This is a genomic window from Paenibacillus pabuli NBRC 13638 (assembly GCF_001514495.1).
GTDB lineage: Bacteria > Bacillota > Bacilli > Paenibacillales > Paenibacillaceae > Paenibacillus > Paenibacillus pabuli.
Genome location: NZ_BCNM01000004.1, coordinates 89,743 through 107,020 on the forward strand (window position 1 = coordinate 89,743; position 17,278 = coordinate 107,020).

The 17,278-nt window shown below is 49.7% G+C and carries 13 protein-coding genes; 9 read left to right on the forward strand and 4 right to left on the reverse strand.

The window, feature by feature from the left end:
* Positions 1-25: 25 nt before the first annotated feature.
* Positions 26-991, forward strand: a complete 966-nt coding sequence (locus tag PPA03S_RS07520) for a nucleoside hydrolase (RefSeq protein WP_439955828.1) — start codon at positions 26-28, stop codon at positions 989-991.
* A 160-nt stretch (positions 992-1,151) separates the two neighbouring features.
* Here the strand turns inward: PPA03S_RS07520 and PPA03S_RS07525 are convergent, their stop codons facing one another.
* The 3 genes from PPA03S_RS07525 to PPA03S_RS07535 all read right to left on the reverse strand — a co-directional run bounded on the left by PPA03S_RS07525 (position 1,152) and on the right by PPA03S_RS07535 (position 5,069).
* Entirely contained in the window at positions 1,152-2,870 is a 1,719-nt protein-coding gene (locus PPA03S_RS07525) for a methyl-accepting chemotaxis protein (RefSeq protein ID WP_062321428.1), read from the reverse strand.
* A 284-nt stretch (positions 2,871-3,154) separates the two neighbouring features.
* Positions 3,155-3,892 carry a DUF3105 domain-containing protein gene (locus PPA03S_RS07530; RefSeq protein ID WP_167665997.1) on the reverse strand — a complete coding sequence of 246 codons (738 nt, stop codon included), beginning with the start codon at positions 3,890-3,892 and terminating at the stop codon, positions 3,155-3,157.
* Between the two features lie 262 nt (positions 3,893-4,154).
* Positions 4,155-5,069 carry a zinc ribbon domain-containing protein gene (locus PPA03S_RS07535; protein WP_062321432.1) on the reverse strand — a complete coding sequence of 305 codons (915 nt, stop codon included), beginning with the start codon at positions 5,067-5,069 and terminating at the stop codon, positions 4,155-4,157.
* Between the two features lie 300 nt (positions 5,070-5,369).
* On the opposite strand from PPA03S_RS07535, the gene efeO reads away from it, so the two are divergent.
* From efeO to PPA03S_RS07550, 3 genes are all read left to right on the forward strand, one after another.
* Positions 5,370-6,263 carry an iron uptake system protein EfeO gene (gene efeO / locus PPA03S_RS07540; protein WP_062321434.1) on the forward strand — a complete coding sequence of 298 codons (894 nt, stop codon included), beginning with the start codon at positions 5,370-5,372 and terminating at the stop codon, positions 6,261-6,263.
* A gap of 4 nt (positions 6,264-6,267) precedes the next feature.
* Positions 6,268-7,542, forward strand: coding sequence for an iron uptake transporter deferrochelatase/peroxidase subunit (efeB, locus tag PPA03S_RS07545; protein WP_281189027.1), 1,275 nt, complete (start codon positions 6,268-6,270; stop codon positions 7,540-7,542).
* 173 nt (positions 7,543-7,715) lie between these two features.
* Positions 7,716-9,488, forward strand: coding sequence for an FTR1 family iron permease (locus PPA03S_RS07550; protein WP_411835335.1), 1,773 nt, complete (start codon positions 7,716-7,718; stop codon positions 9,486-9,488).
* Positions 9,489-9,659: 171 nt separating this feature from the next.
* Here the strand turns inward: PPA03S_RS07550 and PPA03S_RS07555 are convergent, their stop codons facing one another.
* Entirely contained in the window at positions 9,660-10,721 is a 1,062-nt protein-coding gene (locus PPA03S_RS07555; RefSeq protein WP_062321439.1) for a LacI family DNA-binding transcriptional regulator, read from the reverse strand.
* Positions 10,722-11,224: 503 nt separating this feature from the next.
* Between PPA03S_RS07555 and PPA03S_RS07560 the strand changes: the two genes are divergently transcribed.
* The 5 genes from PPA03S_RS07560 (at position 11,225) to PPA03S_RS07580 (ending at position 17,200) form a co-directional block, all read left to right on the forward strand.
* The gene (locus PPA03S_RS07560; RefSeq protein ID WP_245683551.1) at positions 11,225-12,118 is read left to right on the forward strand and encodes an ABC transporter permease; all 894 of its coding nucleotides are present in this window, start codon (positions 11,225-11,227) and stop codon (positions 12,116-12,118) included.
* Positions 12,119-12,134: 16 nt separating this feature from the next.
* Complete coding sequence (locus PPA03S_RS07565) at positions 12,135-13,016, forward strand: carbohydrate ABC transporter permease (protein WP_062321441.1); 882 nt, start codon at positions 12,135-12,137, stop codon at positions 13,014-13,016.
* 74 nt (positions 13,017-13,090) lie between these two features.
* Positions 13,091-14,710 carry an ABC transporter substrate-binding protein gene (locus tag PPA03S_RS07570; protein WP_062321443.1) on the forward strand — a complete coding sequence of 540 codons (1,620 nt, stop codon included), beginning with the start codon at positions 13,091-13,093 and terminating at the stop codon, positions 14,708-14,710.
* Positions 14,711-14,808: 98 nt separating this feature from the next.
* On the forward strand, positions 14,809-16,290 hold the full coding sequence (locus PPA03S_RS07575) for a glycoside hydrolase family 32 protein (RefSeq protein ID WP_062321445.1): 1,482 nt from the start codon (positions 14,809-14,811) through the stop codon (positions 16,288-16,290).
* A gap of 19 nt (positions 16,291-16,309) precedes the next feature.
* Complete coding sequence (locus PPA03S_RS07580; protein WP_062321447.1) at positions 16,310-17,200, forward strand: ROK family protein; 891 nt, start codon at positions 16,310-16,312, stop codon at positions 17,198-17,200.
* The last annotated feature ends 78 nt before the right edge of the window (positions 17,201-17,278 follow it).

The window sequence follows — 17,278 nt, forward strand, 5'->3', positions numbered from 1 at the left end:
ATCAATGGGACAACCAGGGGGAAGGATGAAAACAAGCATGACGAACCAACTTAATGTGTATTTTAACCATGACGGCGGCGTGGATGACCTCGTATCGCTGTTCATGCTTCTGCAAATGGACAATGTACATGTAACCGGTGTATCGGTTATTCCGGCAGACGGATATCTGGAGCCAGCTACAGATGCCAGCCGTAAAATTATCGATCGCTTCGGCACATATTCCGTAGAGGTAGCAAAATCCAACTCCAGAGGTAAAAATCCGTTTCCTGCGGCGTGGAGATTGCACTCCTTCTATGTAGATGCACTTCCAGTACTGAACGAGTCCGGCAAAATGGAAGCTCCACTCGCTGCCATTCCGGCTCACCAGCATCTGATCGAGAAAGTACGCAATACCGAAGGCAAAACGTTGCTTCTATTCACAGGCCCACTGACTGACCTTGCACGTGCACTGGACGAAGCGCCTGATATTGAAGAGAAAATCGACAAGTTGGTATGGATGGGTGGCACATTCGAGCGCGGTAACGTAGAAGAGCCTGAGCATGATGGCACAGCAGAATGGAACGTATTCTGGGACCCGGAAGCGGCTTACCGTGTATGGCAGAGCGGGATCCAGATTGATCTGGTTGCCCTGGAAAGCACGAACAAAGTACCTCTTACACCTGCTGTACGTAACCGTTGGGCTGCGGAGCGTCGCTTTGAAGGCGTGGACTTCCTTGGAAATTGTTATGCAGGATGTCCGCCACTGGTGTACAGTGAGACGAATTCCACATACTATCTGTGGGATGTGCTGACAACGGCTTCCGTTGGACGCGAGGATATCGTGAAGAAGAAAACGGTGAACTGTATTGTTATCCCGGACGGTCCAAGCCAGGGCCGCACGGTGGAGCAAGCAGACGGACGCCCAGTGCAACTCGTGTATGATACGGATCCAGAAGCATTCTTCACATATATGACGGATTTGGGCAAAAAAGCTGCTCCGCAGCGCTATTAATTCAGGCAGCCGCACGGCCAGCCTCCATTAAAGGTACAATTATAAAAAGCCGCAGGCAGAGTGAACAGGAATGGGGGAATCCCCATGTATCCGTTCCTTGCCGTGCGGCATTTTTGTATTCATCTAGTGGGCTCATTGACTGCCCGCCCTGCAACCCGATTTATATTTTGAATCGGCTGATCAATCCGTTCAATTCACTGGACAACACACGAAGGGATTCCGCGGACGTGCTCATCTCATCCATTGATTGCAGCTGCCCGTCAGTTGCAGCGGAAACCTCCTGAATGCTGGAAGAAGACTTGCGCGAGATATGTTCCATATCCTCAACGGAAGCGGATACTTCTTCTGCGCTGGCGGAGAGCTGCTCGGAAGCGGCGGACACTTCATGCAGACGTTCATTCATCGTCTCAATACCTGTATGAATGGACGTAAACGAACGCCCTGCTTCCTGAACAACCGCAAGTCCGGCCTGAACTTCTGAGGTACTGGCCGACATATGCGAAGATAAAACGGCAGTCTGGCGTGTAATCTCGGCGATCAGTTCAGTCACATGCTGGGACGATTGCTCCGATTCCCCTGCAAGCTTTCGAACCTCGGAAGCCACAACAGCGAAGCCGCTGCCATGTTCCCCGGCACGAGCAGCTTCAATGCTTGCATTCAATGCCAGCAGACTGGTCTGGGAAGCGATGCCCTTCATCATGTGGGCTACCGATTCAATTTTGCTGGAGTATTGCGCAAGCTGGGAGGTGGATGCTTCCATCTGGGCATTGGCCTGATGAATTTTGTCCATGCGGTCGATCGCTGTGTTGATGTTGGCCTGACCCTGTATCGCGTTATGGGTTGTCTCCTCGGATACATCAGCAACCAAGGAAGATGAATTGGCAATATGCTGCATGCTGCGTGTAATTTCCTCCATAGCTATAGTGACTTCTCCTGCGCGTGCAACCTGCTCTGCAGCGCCTTTGGCCGTATGATCTGTATGCTCGGCAATCCGCTGACTGGCTTTTACTGTTGCCTGTGAGTGTCTGGATACTCCTTCGGCTGCTTGCAGCAGGGAATCGGAGCTCTTGCGGATGCCTGTCATGACATCCCGTGTATCCGTGACCAGATGTTTGAACTCCGACGCCAGCTGCCCAACCTCATCCTTCCGTCCAAGATCGACATCGACGGTCAGATCACCTTTGCCCACCTCAGCAATGATCTTCTTCAGTTTCACCAGAGGACGGGTCAAATAATGAGCAAATCCATAGACCAGCAGCACGCTGAGCAATACGATGGCAAGGGCAGTCCAGATCATGGTCATCCGATTGCGTGTCATCAGCTCGTAGACGGCGGTGGAGTCCAGGTCGGCGCCAACCAGACCAAGCAGTTCCCCATTGGCTCCGTGAATCGGTACATACGCTGTAATCGTTGCGCCGTATTCGTCCTGGGTCAGATCACCCCGAAAAGGTTCATTTTGATCAAAGGCTTGCAGCATTCCTGCATAGTGGTTCTCTTCAGGGGATCCGTAGGGAGAGAAATCATCCTCTGCCACATCTTGAGCAGCGCCATCCACCACGTAATAATACGATGCAGTCCCGTTCTCATCACGCTTACCAAGTGTGTAGAGATACTTCAACCCATTGGCCTGACGAAGCTGGCTGAGTTGTTCGCGCAATGTGTCATAATACTCGGTTTGATCCTGTCCTGTACTTAGTGGCGCATACAGGGTGGTGTCGATGGACTCTGCTGCCCGTTCAGCTACGGCCTGTGCCTGCATGCCCATCGATTGTTCAACCAGCTGTGCAGATGAGCGGTACATGGTCACGCCAAGAACGGCTCCTGCTGCCAGCATCAGACAGGAAAAAAATAAAAAGATACGCATAAACAAACTGTTCATTAGTAGAAATGCTCCTCCTTGATATGTAAGACTGTAAATACTTGTTAGTCGGGATGAATCGTCGTATTGGAACTGCGTTTTCTTCCTTGGTTATGTACATATATGTATTCCATTTATGTAGTTCTATTTCTACTTGAGATATCGGCATCTGGAGGATAAAGAATAAGCCCCTGGATCAATTTAATCCAGGAGCTTATTGTTTTTTAAATATATAAATGGAAGAAACCCCATGTACTATCATATGATTGGAGAAGTCATTTGTGGTTATGGCTACAGAGAGGGATTTACATCGTTCCGCCACCCTGACGAATGGAGGCAGGGATCTTTTCAGGCCCTTGGTTAATATATTTATTAATAAAAGTGCCTACTTTGGCATCATCAAATTGGTCCAGCTTCATGGTTTTGGTCCACGCCGTCACAACGACCTCACTGCCCTCGGGGATGTCCTTGTTCGGTACAGCAAGAATACCTGCTCCAGCTTGGCGGAATTTGGCAAGATACTTTAAATGCTCTTTCAGCTCATCACTTGCGTTCTCGCGATAATAAATGATGATATCCCCATGCTCCAGATTATGTACTAGGTATGGATAGCCGGGGAAATCGGTGTAAAATCCAAACTTGATATCATGCGGGTTATGAGGCCCCGACGTCGGGATGGTCATCTCATATTGGATCGGTTCTTCCGTATGATCGGCTCCGTAGTATTTGTCGTCGGTCACGTCGATCGCAGCACCAGCATTCAGATCCGCAACATCATACTTGGCAAGTGCGCCCTGCATGAAGAAAAGAACAAACGCAATGATCGACACCCCCAGCAGTGTATGCGCAGCCCAAGCGATGGATCGGGTTTTCTTTTTGATCGCGGCCCGTTCATTCTTCTTCATATGCGCCAGTACAGACCTCCGGGTGCGTGAAGACCAGATATAAGCTGCGATGGAGAGTAACAGAACCACTGCACCAACGATAAGACAAAGGTAAGATGTTCCTGCGTCATGCTCCATTTGCATATGATTCATATTCATGTCCATATTGATCTCCTCAGCCTTTCTTCATATAAAATGGATGACTATTACACTACGCAATGTAGTGTTAATAACAAGGGTAAAAGTACTCTGTATGCAGGGTATGTTTTTTTCCTCAAAATCTTACGTAAAAAAGAACATACCTTTTACACTACACATTATAGTGTATGGAACGCAACGAGTGCAATCTCTGACGGTGAAAACCAAAGAAGACCCTCCTTGCATAAGCAGGGAGAGACTTCGTAAGAGCAGTTGATATGATTTACAGACGCCCATATGGAGAGAACATCAGGCCAATCAATCCAATGATCGTAGCGCCCAGCAAGCGATACAGAATATAAAACAATACAACATTGGCAATCAGCACACTATACATGCTATCGATAGCTGCCTTCGTACGATTCAGCGGATACTGGAACAGCACCGTGTTAAGAGATACAAAGATAATCAAATACGAGACAACGAGGAAGAAGATAGCGATGGAATACGAGATAACAATAAACAGATTCGCCAGTACGAGTGACGTTACAGCGGGCACAAGCAATGTACCGAACTGGGCAACCAGCGTTTTGGGACGGAACGTTATTTTTTCAATCTTCAATAGGGCATACATTAATGCGATCGCAGCGATCAAGGAAATGGCGGTGAACAACAGCGGTCGGATAAACCCGCCGATAAACAGTCCGTCCACATCCATCCGGCTAAATGTAATCAAAAAGTATGTAGAGGTTAGAACCGCAATCAGAGCCATCGTGATCCAGCCGTTAAGTGAATGCTGTTCGCCAACGGTTTTCATGGTTTGATAAGGACGGGTGAGTACGCTAAGGAAATAGGACAGATACTGTTTGCTTACTTCTTTGGCTTGCTGAACTTTCTCATTTTGTACGATATTATTCCACTGATTAGCGTTATTGTCTCCTGCAGATGAATGGCTATCTGTGCTTGATGAGTCGGATACGTGCTCTACAGGTCTGGCAGCGGAATGCGTGTTGGATGAACCGGGAACATGGGAAGGTGTCGCCTGTGTGCTGGACCAACGGGTATATTCAGGCTCGGCAGCCGCAGATTGTTGATTCTGGACAGCATCTGAAGTAGGGGAGGAAGGGGCAAGTTTAGAGCCACACCTCTCGCAAAAACTGGCATTTCCATTTTCATGATTACATACTGGGCATTTCATGACATGAGCCTCCAATTACAAAAAATTAATGATATAGACATTTTGTCTCATTTTAACGGTTGATGGCGAAGTTTGTCCATGATTTCAAGGGAACGAAAACCCGGTATCTCCTAACGAGTTAGGGGTGAGTGGTCCTCTTATTTTCATATTGACATAAGTATGTGGCGGAATTATGATGTCAATATCGAAATTGATAATCATTATCATTAAATGGACGTTATTTCAGGGGCTTGTAATCTTCAACATAAGATGTGCAGGCTTACAGGCAAGTTAGCTTATACAATTAGGGAGTGTATCGTGTTGAAAAAAGTATTGGCATTACCGGCCGTTGTGCTGGCAACTTCGGTTTTACTCGCCGCTTGCGGCAATAATGAGACTGTTTCGGACAAGCAGGCAGGGACCCCTGCTGCGCAAACCGAAACTCAAACTTCCACTGAAACTCCAGATGCAGCAGGTCAGGAAACGGCGAACGATTATACAACAGCGGTGGACGGCTATCGCGAATTTGCAATCGAGCAGATTGATGAATTCGTGAAGCAAACGGAGAAGTTCACGGATGCCGTAAAAGCCGGTGATTTGGAGACTGCCCAATCATTATATGCACCAGCTCGTATGTATTATGAACGCATTGAACCGGTGGCCGAGGCACTTGGGGATCTGGACCCGAATATCGATGCACGTGACGGAGATGTGGAGGCTGCCGACTGGCGTGGATTCCACCGGATTGAGAAGGCACTTTGGGAAGACAAGACGACCGAAGGCATGACTGAATTTGCGGATACCTTGTTAAGTGATGCCAAGCTGCTGCGGGCCAAAGTCGAGACGATGGATATTGATGCGAGCCTGATGGTAACGGGTGCAGTAGAACTGCTGAATGAGGTTTCCTCCAGCAAGGTAACCGGGGAAGAGGAGCGTTATTCTCATACGGATCTGTATGATTTTGCGGCGAATGTAGAGGGGGCACGCGAGATCTATAACCTGCTTAAGGATGACCTGGCTGCCAAAGACAAGGATCTGAATCAGCAGATTGCAGACCGATTCGATGCACTGGAGAAAGAGCTTGCTCCATTCAAGGATGGTGACGGGTACGTTTCTTATGAGAAGCTGAAGGATGAGGACGTGCGCAAGCTGAGCCAGAACCTGGATGCCCTGGCCGAGCCGCTGTCGAACATGGGACAGGTACTGGGGGTATAAAACCGTGACCGAGCAGAAAAAGGATTCGCTGAAAAAGCCGTTGTCACGTCGTGAAATGCTGAAGCTGACCGGCGTGGCCGGACTGGGTCTGCTCTTGGGCGGAGGCGGTGCCAGTGGTCTGATGGCACTGGGCCGTAAAAGCAGTCCGGCGGCGATGGCCGAGAGCACGCCGGACAAAGCACTGCCTTTCTATGGCAAGCACCAGGCGGGCATTATTACTCCTTCTCAGGATTTCATCTGCTTTGCCGCCTTTGATGTGACGGCGGGGAGTGCGGATGAGCTCCGCCGTCTGTTCCAAAACTGGACGGCGGCATCCGCTGCCATGGCCGCCGGAGAGATGATCGGCGAACATAATACAACGCTGAATACGCCTCCTACCGATACGGGCGAAGCGGCAGGCCTGACACCGTCACGAACCACGTTGACGTTTGGTGTGGGGCCCTCTTTGTTTGACGGGCGCTTCGGGCTGCAGAGCCGGAAGCCCAAGGGCCTGCGCGATCTGCCGGCCTTCGCCGGAGATGCGCTGGACCCGCAGTGGTGTGGCGGCGACCTGTGCGTGCAAGTCTGCGCAGACGATATGCAGGTCGCCTTCCATGCCATCCGCAATCTCGCGCGCATCGCACGCGGGCATGCGGTATTGCGCTGGACGCAGGAAGGTTTCCAGCGCACGGGCCGAGCTGACCCTGCGGGTGGGACACCGCGCAACTTGCTCGGCTTCAAGGATGGCACCGGCAATCCGGATACAACGGATGCGGTGCTGATGGACCAGACCGTCTGGGCGCAGCCAGCGGACGGTCCGGGGTGGATGGCCGGCGGAAGCTATATGGCCGTCCGCCGGGTTCGCATGCGAGTGGAGGTGTGGGATCGCTCCACACTGAAAGACCAGGAGGCGACATTTGGCCGCCACCGGGACAGCGGAGCGCCGCTTGGCAGCCGCGGCGAGTTCGATCCGGTCGATCTGAAGGCCAAGTCGTCCGATGGACAGCCTGTCATCCCGGCAACGTCTCATCTGCGTCTCGCCAAGGGGGACGGCAGTCAGCAGATTTTACGCCGCTCCTACTCGTATTCGAGTGGGCTCGACGCCAAGACCGGACAGCTGGATGCAGGCTTACTGTTCATTAGCTATCAGCGGGATCTGGAGAAGCAATTTATTCCGATCCAGGAACGACTGGCAAAGAATGATAAGTTGAACGAATATACCGTGCATACAGGCAGTGCTGTATTTGCCTGTTTCCCCGGGATTACGAATGGCGGATATATTGGGGACACCTTGATCTAATAGCAAGTTAGATGGCACTAAATGGTTTCAGAGGAATGAGGAGGATGACAGAGATGGGCAGGATCGCAGAACAGAGAGCGCAGAAGTCGCGGTATATTGGAAGGTTGATGCGGTCCGTGCTGATGCTGCTGGTGTTCCTGATGGCGGGGCCCGGGGTAATTGGTTTACCGGGTATGCCACACGCTTCTGCTGAGGGGCTCCAAAACAATAATCAGTCTGTGCAAAAACAACTGGACGGTCTATTGCCGCCTGTGGGCAGCGCTCTGGTTGAAGCGGGACAGGGCAAGCTGACAGAAGCCACGGAGGACGTCGCCGAATTCCGGCAACTGTGGGATGATGCCAGTAAGCTGGTGCCGGAGCAGAACGCAGATCAGGTTGCGACGACTGCCAGCGTTGTAGCTGATGCCTTGTCCAAAGCGGAACAGGCCCTAACTGGCCATGATGCTGATGCAGCCAAGGCAGCACTGGCTGATCTGGCCCGTGCGACCAATCAGTATATTGAGGCGTATCAGGGGGCGGAAGAGAGCAGCGATGCAGGCCATAAAGCGGCCGAAAGGTTATTGCCCGATGCACGTAAAAGTTTGAATGCAATGGAACAGGGCAATTGGACCGAGGCAGAGCTTGCTTATAAACGGATCGTTACGGCCTGGAAAGGCACCGAAGCTCCCATCCGTCAGGATCATTTTGGCGTATACAGCCAGTTGGAGAAAGACATCAGCCTGGTTCGCATTTCAATGCAGGCTGAGCCCCGCAAGGAAGAACAGGCAGCAGAGCGCATGCAGGAGCTGGTCACGCTGCTCACAGACTATAGTGCAGGGACGCTCAAGGAAGGGGGAATCGAGGATGCGGCAGCATCCTCTGGGGAATCTTCATTGTCCGACCTGCTGAAATTACTGGAGCAGATAGAGCAGCAGATTCAGGCGGGGGATACCACTTCTGCCGCAACGGGATTGGAACAATTTATCGTGGCCTGGCCTTTGGTCGAAGGACAGGTACAGATATCCTCTCCGGCTTCGTATACGGCCATTGAGAACGAAATGGCGGAAGCATCCGGATATGTCGTCTCCAATCCGCCAAATACGGCGAAGGCTGCCGAGGTTGTATCCCGAATGATCGACCGGCTGGAGCCATTAACAGCTACCACCTCGTATACTGCATGGGATGCGGCATTGATTCTGCTCCGCGAAGGACTGGAGGCCATTCTCGTTCTGGCTGCGTTGCTGGCGTACGCCAAAAAGAGTGGAGAGACTGCGGCCCGGCGCTGGATCTGGGCTGGAGCCGGCAGTGGTCTGCTGCTCAGTGGGGTTCTGGCAGTCGTGCTGACGCTGACTCTTGCTGTGGCGTCTTCGGGCAGCACAAGGGAGATGATTGAGGGGTATACGGGGCTTGCCGCGGTTGTACTGATGTTGACGGTTGGGCAATGGATGCATAGCAAATCGAATACCCGCTCCTGGAATAGCTATGTACAGCGACAGGTAGGCGGTGCACTGGCCCGGGGAAGTCTGTGGTCACTCTTCGCTGTGGCAGGTCTCGCCATATTGCGGGAAGGTGCGGAGACTGCGATCTTTTATATCGGCATGGCGCCTGCGATTGAGACATCGCAACTGTTGATCGGGATGGGTGCGGCGCTGCTTATTCTGGTGGTTTTGGCTGTGGCGATTATTCAGTTCAGTGTACGATTGCCTGTACGATGGTTTTTCCTGACAGCTACGCTGCTGATTTATTATCTGGTATTTCGTTTCCTTGGCGAGAGCATTCACTCCCTTCAAGTCTCAGCGACGCTTGGGGCTCATGTCGCACCGAATCTGCCGACGATTGGCTGGCTTGGCATGTATCCGACATGGGAGACCTTTATTCCACAACTTGTTGTGCTGGTCTTTATGATCTTCAATCTGATTCGTACAGAGGTACGTTCGGCCAAAGGAGCATCCAAAGCATCCGTGTAGCGCGTGGGTTGCAGTCCCCATTAGAGGATGCCCCCTGTTCACATCTTATTATCACCATATCAATAAAGGGCATCTGTAAGTCCCTATAAAAAAAGCCGTATCCTTCACGATTCATTCGACGTGGAAGATACGGCTATTTACTTTTTTTGGAGATCCATGAATTGAGATAGGTTAAACGGTCTGTGGATTGGCCTTCATAAGCGTGGGCGTGGACTCCCGTATAATCGGTTTGGTCACGATATGCGAGATCTGATAAGGCTGTGACGGATGATCAATCCGGGATAACAGCATTTCCGCAGCCCTGATGCCCATTTCATTGCTATAGATATGAACAGTTGTTAATGGTGGCTCAATAATCCGGGATTCAGGCGCGTTATCGAATCCGCACACGACAATATCCTGAGGTACCGTAACATTCCTCGCTTTCAACGCCCGGATCAGCTCAACAGCGATAAAGTCGTTGGCACATACATACGCATCAGGCAAAGATTCCAACTCGGCCACGCGTTCCTTTAACCAGCCGGGCTTCGAGAAGAAGAGGCGGTCATCATCCACAATGCACTGGGATAGATCGACCTGCAACCCCGATTCCAGCATGGCCCGGTGATATCCTACCCAACGTTCATTGAAGCTTTTGCAATGATTGTAATCCCCGGCAAATCCAATATGGTTGTAGCCGCTCTCAATCAATTTTTTGGTTAACTGGTATGTGCTGTGCTCATTCTCCATCAGCAGCAAGTCTGCATGAAAGTCCGGGTAACATACGTTGGAAGCGCAATCGATAAAGATCGTGGGAATGCCCAGATCCGTAATGAGCTGAGTGTAGTTCAGATCGAATAATTCAATGCAAATGATACCGTCCACATTGGAAATATCAAAATTGTTAGGAAGTGTAAGTGAATCCTGATCAATCTCACGCACGATATGGATGGAGAGATTGTACCCCTCTGCACTGATTCGTTTCTCCAGGCCACTAATCAACAACGAACCAAAATGGGACGTATTAGGCAGGTTTTCCGTTAACAGAGCGATATTGCGTGAGGTCTTGGTTAGAACATGTTCACTTTCCATAAAGGCGAACTGTTTATATTTAAGTTCAATTGCTTTCTTAATAACACGATTACGTGTTTCCTCTGGAATATTTCCACTGTCATTCAGTGCTTTGGAAGCCGTATTCCGGGAGATGCCGAGAGCGTCCGCGATGTCCTGGATCGTGACTTTTTCTTTTGCCATCTAGTGATTCACCTCTAATGATCATATGGTCGTCCATAGTATTATCTTAGTCAAATGTATAATAGATCGGAGCAAATAGCAATCTCGATTTTACATATGCACAAATTTGTTTACATTTCAATTCGTAATGCGTGCTTATATGTTTTCAGATGTTTCGTTACAAATGATAATTAGTCGAAATATCCCACTGATGATAAAGGGGATGACAGACTGAGGGGAAGTAAATAAACGTTATATATACATTTGAACTGCACATGTAGAACTCGGAGAATACAATAAATATTATCAAATGCACAATTATTTTTGACAAAATGTATTGACGAACGCCTACATAACCTGCTAAATTGTAAATTATCAAATGAGCAATTGTAAACATTGAAAGCCCTTACTACAAACAATTGTCAACTTCAGGAATGAACGGAGGTCATGTGTTGGATAACACGATGGATACCAAAAAGGGTACAGGAAGGGCATTGAAAGAGAGGACATCAACCGGTTACAAGATGCAGCAGCTCAAAAAGAATTATTTTTTGTATTTGTTACTCGCACCAGCTCTGATCCTGACCCTTGTCTTCAAATACATCCCGATGTACGGGGCCATTATCGCATTTAAGGATTTTAGTCCAATCAAAGGCATTATGGGCAGTGAGTGGGTCGGCTTGAAGCATTTTGAGAAGTTTTTGGCTTCGCCCAATTTTGACGTCATTTTTATGAATACGCTTAAACTCAGTTTTTTTGGATTGATATTCAGCTTTCCGGTACCGATTTTGCTTGCTCTCATGCTCAATCAGGTACGTAAAGCCGGAGTGAAGAAAAACATCCAATTGTTTCTGTATGCACCCAACTTTATCTCGGTGGTTGTCGTTGTGGGTATGCTGTTTATCTTTCTATCCCCAACAGGGCCGATCAATCAGATAGCCACAGCAATTACTGGGCATCCCATTATGTTCATGTCCGAACCGGAATATTTCCGCTGGATCTACATTTTGTCGGATATCTGGACCGGAGCGGGTTGGGCCTCCATTATCTATGTGGCTGCTTTGGCCAATGTTGATCCGGAACTGCACAATGCAGCCAATCTGGATGGAGCGAATCTAATTCAACGTATTCGCCACATCGACCTTCCGACGATTCGTCCGATTATGGCTATCGTATTTATTCTTGCCGCGGGCGGGATCATGTCCATTGGATTTGAGAAGGCTTATCTGATGCAGACGTCCATGAACCTGCCTTCGTCCGAGATTATCGCCACGTATGTCTATAAGGTAGGCTTGCAGTCCGGGGATTACGCTTATTCTGCGGCAGTGGGATTGTTCAACTCAGTCATCAATGTCATTTTGCTGGTTACTGTGAATCTGATTGTGAAGAAATTGAATGAAGGCGAAGGCCTCTATTAGGAAAGGAGTGTCATCCATGGTAGTCAAACATACGGGGCTGGATCGTCTGATCCTCACACTGAATGCGATCTTCCTCACCTGTGCTGTATTGGTGGTAGTCGTCCCCTTGATTTACATCGTTGTAGCCTCATTCATGGATCCGACGGTGCTGCTGAACCGCGGACTGTCTTTCAATGTATCCGACTGGAGTCTGGATGGATATCAGATGATTTTATCCAATCCGGCCATGATTCGAGGGTTTGCGAATGCGGTGCTGTACTCGGTTTCTTTTGCACTTGTGACGGTGACCGTCTCGATATTTGCAGGTTATGCCTTGTCTGATGAAAGGCTGGCAGGGCGAGGATTCTTTATGATTATATTTATCATTACGATGTTCTTCGGTGGCGGATTGATCCCCACGTATCTGCTTGTCCGCAATCTCGGCATGCTGGACACCGTGTGGGCTATTATCATCCCTGGCGCAGTCAACGTCTGGAACATCATTCTCTCCAGAACCTTTTTCAAAGGGGTACCGCGAGAATTGAAAGAAGCCGCCAATGTGGATGGCGCCTCCGAGATGAAGATTTTCTTCCAGATCGTCATTCCGCTATCGAAACCCATCATTTTTGTACTTGCGTTGTACGCGTTTGTAGGGCAGTGGAATTCCTATTTTGACGCCATGATCTATCTGGATAATCCTAACTTGCATCCGCTTCAGCTTGTACTGCGTTCCATTCTGATTCAGAATCAGGCTGCTCCGGGGATGATCAGTGATCAACTTGCCATGGCGGAACTGAAGCGGCTCTCGGAAATGATCAAATATTCAGCCATTGTCATTTCGAGTCTGCCACTCATCATCATGTATCCATTCTTTCAGAAATATTTCGAAAAAGGTGTCATGGTAGGTTCACTCAAATAGTGAGCAGCCTGAGATACAGCACGTTTGACCCACTATAAATGGAAAAGTTTGACCCAATACAATCCACGGAGGTCATGATCATGAAAAAAGTGAAAAAGTCCAGAAAATCCGTTACAACGGCATCCATCTCCATGCTGTCTGCCATGCTGCTGCTCTCGGCCTGTGGAGGGGGTGGAGGCGGAGGCGGTGCAGCGAGCGAAGCCCAGTCGCCAGATGGCAAAGTGACATTGAATTTTATAACACAGAGCTCTCCGCTGGCCCCCGCTGATCCGAACGAAAAACTGATTAACAAGCGACTCGAAGAGAAAACCAACGTGCATATCAACTGGAAGAACTACACGAGTGATGTGTTTGCGGAAAAAAGAAACCTGGCGGTAGCCAGCGGTGATTTGCCGGATGCCATTTTTGACGCAGGTTATGGGGATTATGATCTCCTGAAACTGGCGAAGGACGGGGCCATCATTCCATTGGAGGACCTGATTGAGCAACATATGCCCAATCTGAAAAAGGTACTGGAGGAAGCTCCCGAATACAAGAGCATGATTACAGCTCCAGACGGACATATTTATTCCTTTCCCTGGATTGAGGAGCTCGGCAGTGGCAAGCAGCGCATTCAGGCGGTGGACGACTTGCCCTGGATCAACGTGGAGTGGCTGAACAAGCTTGGACTGAAGATGCCAACGACTACCGAAGAACTGAAAAAAGTGCTGATTGCGTTCAAAACCCAGGACCCGAATGGCAATGGCAAGGCTGACGAAATTCCGTTGTCCTTCATTAACAAGCCGGGTGGAGAAGATCTGGCATTTCTATTTGCGTCATTTGGACTCGGGGAGAACTGGGACCACACCGTGGTGACCAACGATGGAAAAGTGGTCTTCACGGCAGCTGATGAAGGCTACAAGGAAGCGATCAAATACGTCCACGAACTGGTTCAGGAAGGTCTAGTGGATGTGGAAGCATATCAGCAGGATTGGAATACGTATCTGGCCAAAGGCAAGGACAACAAGTACGGGTTGTACTTCACTTGGGATAAGGCCAACATTACAGGCTTGAATGATACCTATGATATTATGCCTCCCCTTGCCGGACCCAATGGAGAAATTAATGTCACACGTACAAACGGCATCGGGCTTGACCGTGGACGCATGGTGATTACGAGCAGCAACAAAAACCTGGAATCCACAGCGAAGTGGGTGGACCAATTGTACGATCCGCTTCAATCTGTGCAGAACAACTGGGGGACTTACGGCGATGAGACACAGCAGAATATTTTTGAATTGGATGAAGCCAAAGGCATGCTGAAGCATCTTCCGTTGGAAGGCGCTGCACCTGTAGAGCTCAGACAGAAAACGAGTATTGCAGGACCGCTGGCCATTCTCGACAGTTACTATGACAAATACACAACCAAACCGGAAGATGCTGCATGGCGTATGGAACTGCTCGATAAATACATGGTTCCACATATGAAAGCAGAAAACGTCTATCCAAGCGTCTTTTTCTCCATTGATGAACTGGACCGACTCTCTACCATTGAAACGGATCTGTTCGCCTATGTGCTGCGTATGCGCACGGAATGGTATCAGAATGGAAAGATCGATCAGGAATGGGATGCTTATCTGAAAGAGCTGGATCGTCTTGGTCTGCAAGAATGGCTTCAAATTAAACAAGCGGGATATGACCGCAATAATAAATAAACAAACGGGATGAGGAGACTCTGGTATAACATAGCAGCAGGTTGCACGAGTGAAACAGAGTCTCCCATCAGCTGTTTGATCCAAAGGAGTACACCATAATGTCTACCATTTCAACATCTGATTACCGGGGCGTCTATCATTTCTCACCCAAAGAGAAGTGGATGAACGATCCGAACGGTATGGTATTTTTCAAAGGAGAGTATCACTTGTTCTATCAGCATCATCCGTTTGGCACAACATGGGGACCGATGCATTGGGGACACGCGGTAACCAAGGATCTGGTTAACTGGGAAGAGCTTCCTGTAGCTTTGGCGCCGGATGAACATGGCACCATATTCTCCGGCAGTGCTGTAGTGGATTGGAACAATACTTCGGGATTCTTTGATGATGAGCCAGGATTGGTCGCTATTTTTACCCACCATCTGGAGGTGGAGAACAATCATCCCATTCAGCGACAGAGCCTCGCATATAGCAAGGACAGCGGGAGAACGTGGATTAAATATGAGGGCAATCCGGTACTGGAGGATAGTTCGTTCGTAGATTTCCGTGATCCCAAAGTGTTCTGGCATGAGCAGACCAAAGAATGGATTATGATTATCGCCTGTGGTCAAACGGTATGTCTGTACCATTCTCCTGATCTGAAGGCGTGGACACTTGGCAGTGAATTCGGCGAAGGGATTGGTTCGCATGACGGCGTCTGGGAGTGTCCCGATCTGTTCCCACTGACCGTGGACGGAGATTCGAGTCAGGAAAAATGGGTGATGCTTGTCAGCATTGGTGCAGATCCTGCCTTCAAGGAAGGCTCCAGAACTCAGTACTTCACTGGTGAATTTAATGGCATTACATTTGTTCCTGATGAGGCCTCACATACGATTCGGTGGTTGGATTATGGCAGGGATAACTACGCAGGGGTCAGTTGGTCGGACATTCCAGCAGAAGACGGCAGACGTCTGTTTATGGGCTGGATGAGCAACTGGATGTACGCCAACCAGACGCCAACCGAAGCTTACCGCGGCGCAATGACGATTGCGAGGGAGTTGACATTGGAGACAAGGGACGGAGAAGTTATGCTGGTTCAGCATCCTGCAAGTGAGCTGGAGCAAGCCCGCAAGCCTGTATTGTCTCTACAGAATGTTTCCATCAGACAAGTGAGCGAGCAGTTGAATGCACTGCAGCTTGTGAACTATGAGATTGATGCCGAATGGCCTTCTGCATCCTCCGTTCAATTTGCATTACGAAGTGGCTCGGACCATGAAACGCTCGTAGGCGTGGACGCTGCACAGGGTGAAGTATACGTCGATCGCAGTCGATCAGGTGTTGGTGATTTCCATGAACATTTCCTGGGGCGGCATGCAGCTGAACTGAAAGCCGTGGATGGCAACCAACGTTTGCGTATCTTCGTAGATCATTCATCCGTAGAGGTATTCGCCAACGACGGTCAGGCAGTGATTACTGATCTCATTTATCCGGATATGACCTCGAAGGCAATTTCTGTTCAAGCTGAGCAGAATGATATGATATTCAATTCGCTTCATATCTACGAACTATCCCCCATCCAAGCCCAAGGTCAGTCGAAATGAGCGAAAGGGGGGCAGGACGATGCGCATAGGAGCCATTGAAGCGGGCGGAACAAAGTTTGTGTGTGGCATAGGTAACGAACAAGGGAGAATCGAGGATTGGTGCAGCTTTCCAACGGAACATCCCGAGACCACACTTGCGAAGGTCATCGACTATTTCAGGGATAAGGAAGTGGAAGCTATCGGGATCGGCTCCTTTGGTCCGATTGATCTGCAACCGGATAGCCCTACCTATGGTTACATTACGACAACACCCAAGCCAGGGTGGGAAAACTGTAATGTTATTGGAAGACTGAAGCGCGAATTCCCGATTCCCTTCGGATGGGATACGGATGTGAATGCAGCGGCCCTTGGAGAAGTCACGTGGGGAGCAGCGCAAGGGCTGGATAACTGTGTATATTATACGATCGGTACAGGTGTGGGGATTGGACTTGTGGCGGGAGGCAAACGTGTGCATGGACTGTTGCACCCAGAGGGTGGACACATCCAGACGAGGCGGCACCCGGAGGATCATTTTGCCGGATTATGTCCGTACCATGGCGATTGTCTGGAGGGCATGGCTGCGGGGCCAGCTATTCAAGCCCGCTGGCAGAGCCCTGGCAGCGAACTACCGGCAGACCACCCGGCCTGGGAGATCGAATCCTTTTACATTGCAGAGTCCATTACGACGGCCATCTTGCTTCATTCCCCGCAAAAGGTCATCTTGGGTGGAGGGGTGATGCAGCAAAGTCATCTGTTTCCCATGATCCGGGAGCGGGTTGTACGGAATCTGAATGGTTATGTGAATGCGGCTCTTATAACGCAACATATCGACCAATACATTGTACCTCCCGGATTGGGCCAGCAAGCAGGACTACGCGGTGCCCTCGCATTGGGTTTAGAGGCATTGCAGCATGAAACCTATGCTTCATAGCGTTTGATATGTATGGACGTCCCAGAAGGGGCGGATGCAGGTTCACTTATCTATGAGACTGCGCCGTCCTTTGTGGGA

What these genes read in the sequence shown, in the direction of transcription:
- PPA03S_RS07520 (WP_439955828.1), top strand. Translation starts at nt 26, where the DNA reads ATGAAAACAAGCATGACGAACCAACTTAATGTGTATTTTAACCATGAC.
- PPA03S_RS07525 (WP_062321428.1), bottom strand. Translation starts at nt 2,870, where the DNA reads ATGAACAGTTTGTTTATGCGTATCTTTTTATTTTTTTCCTGTCTGATG.
- PPA03S_RS07530 (WP_167665997.1), bottom strand. Translation starts at nt 3,892, where the DNA reads ATGAATATGAATCATATGCAAATGGAGCATGACGCAGGAACATCTTAC.
- PPA03S_RS07535 (WP_062321432.1), bottom strand. Translation starts at nt 5,069, where the DNA reads ATGAAATGCCCAGTATGTAATCATGAAAATGGAAATGCCAGTTTTTGC.
- PPA03S_RS07550 (WP_411835335.1), top strand. Translation starts at nt 7,716, where the DNA reads ATGCCACACGCTTCTGCTGAGGGGCTCCAAAACAATAATCAGTCTGTG.
- PPA03S_RS07555 (WP_062321439.1), bottom strand. Translation starts at nt 10,721, where the DNA reads ATGGCAAAAGAAAAAGTCACGATCCAGGACATCGCGGACGCTCTCGGC.
- PPA03S_RS07560 (WP_245683551.1), top strand. Translation starts at nt 11,225, where the DNA reads ATGCAGCAGCTCAAAAAGAATTATTTTTTGTATTTGTTACTCGCACCA.
- PPA03S_RS07565 (WP_062321441.1), top strand. Translation starts at nt 12,135, where the DNA reads ATGGTAGTCAAACATACGGGGCTGGATCGTCTGATCCTCACACTGAAT.
- PPA03S_RS07570 (WP_062321443.1), top strand. Translation starts at nt 13,091, where the DNA reads ATGATCATGAAAAAAGTGAAAAAGTCCAGAAAATCCGTTACAACGGCA.
- PPA03S_RS07575 (WP_062321445.1), top strand. Translation starts at nt 14,809, where the DNA reads ATGTCTACCATTTCAACATCTGATTACCGGGGCGTCTATCATTTCTCA.
- PPA03S_RS07580 (WP_062321447.1), top strand. Translation starts at nt 16,310, where the DNA reads ATGCGCATAGGAGCCATTGAAGCGGGCGGAACAAAGTTTGTGTGTGGC.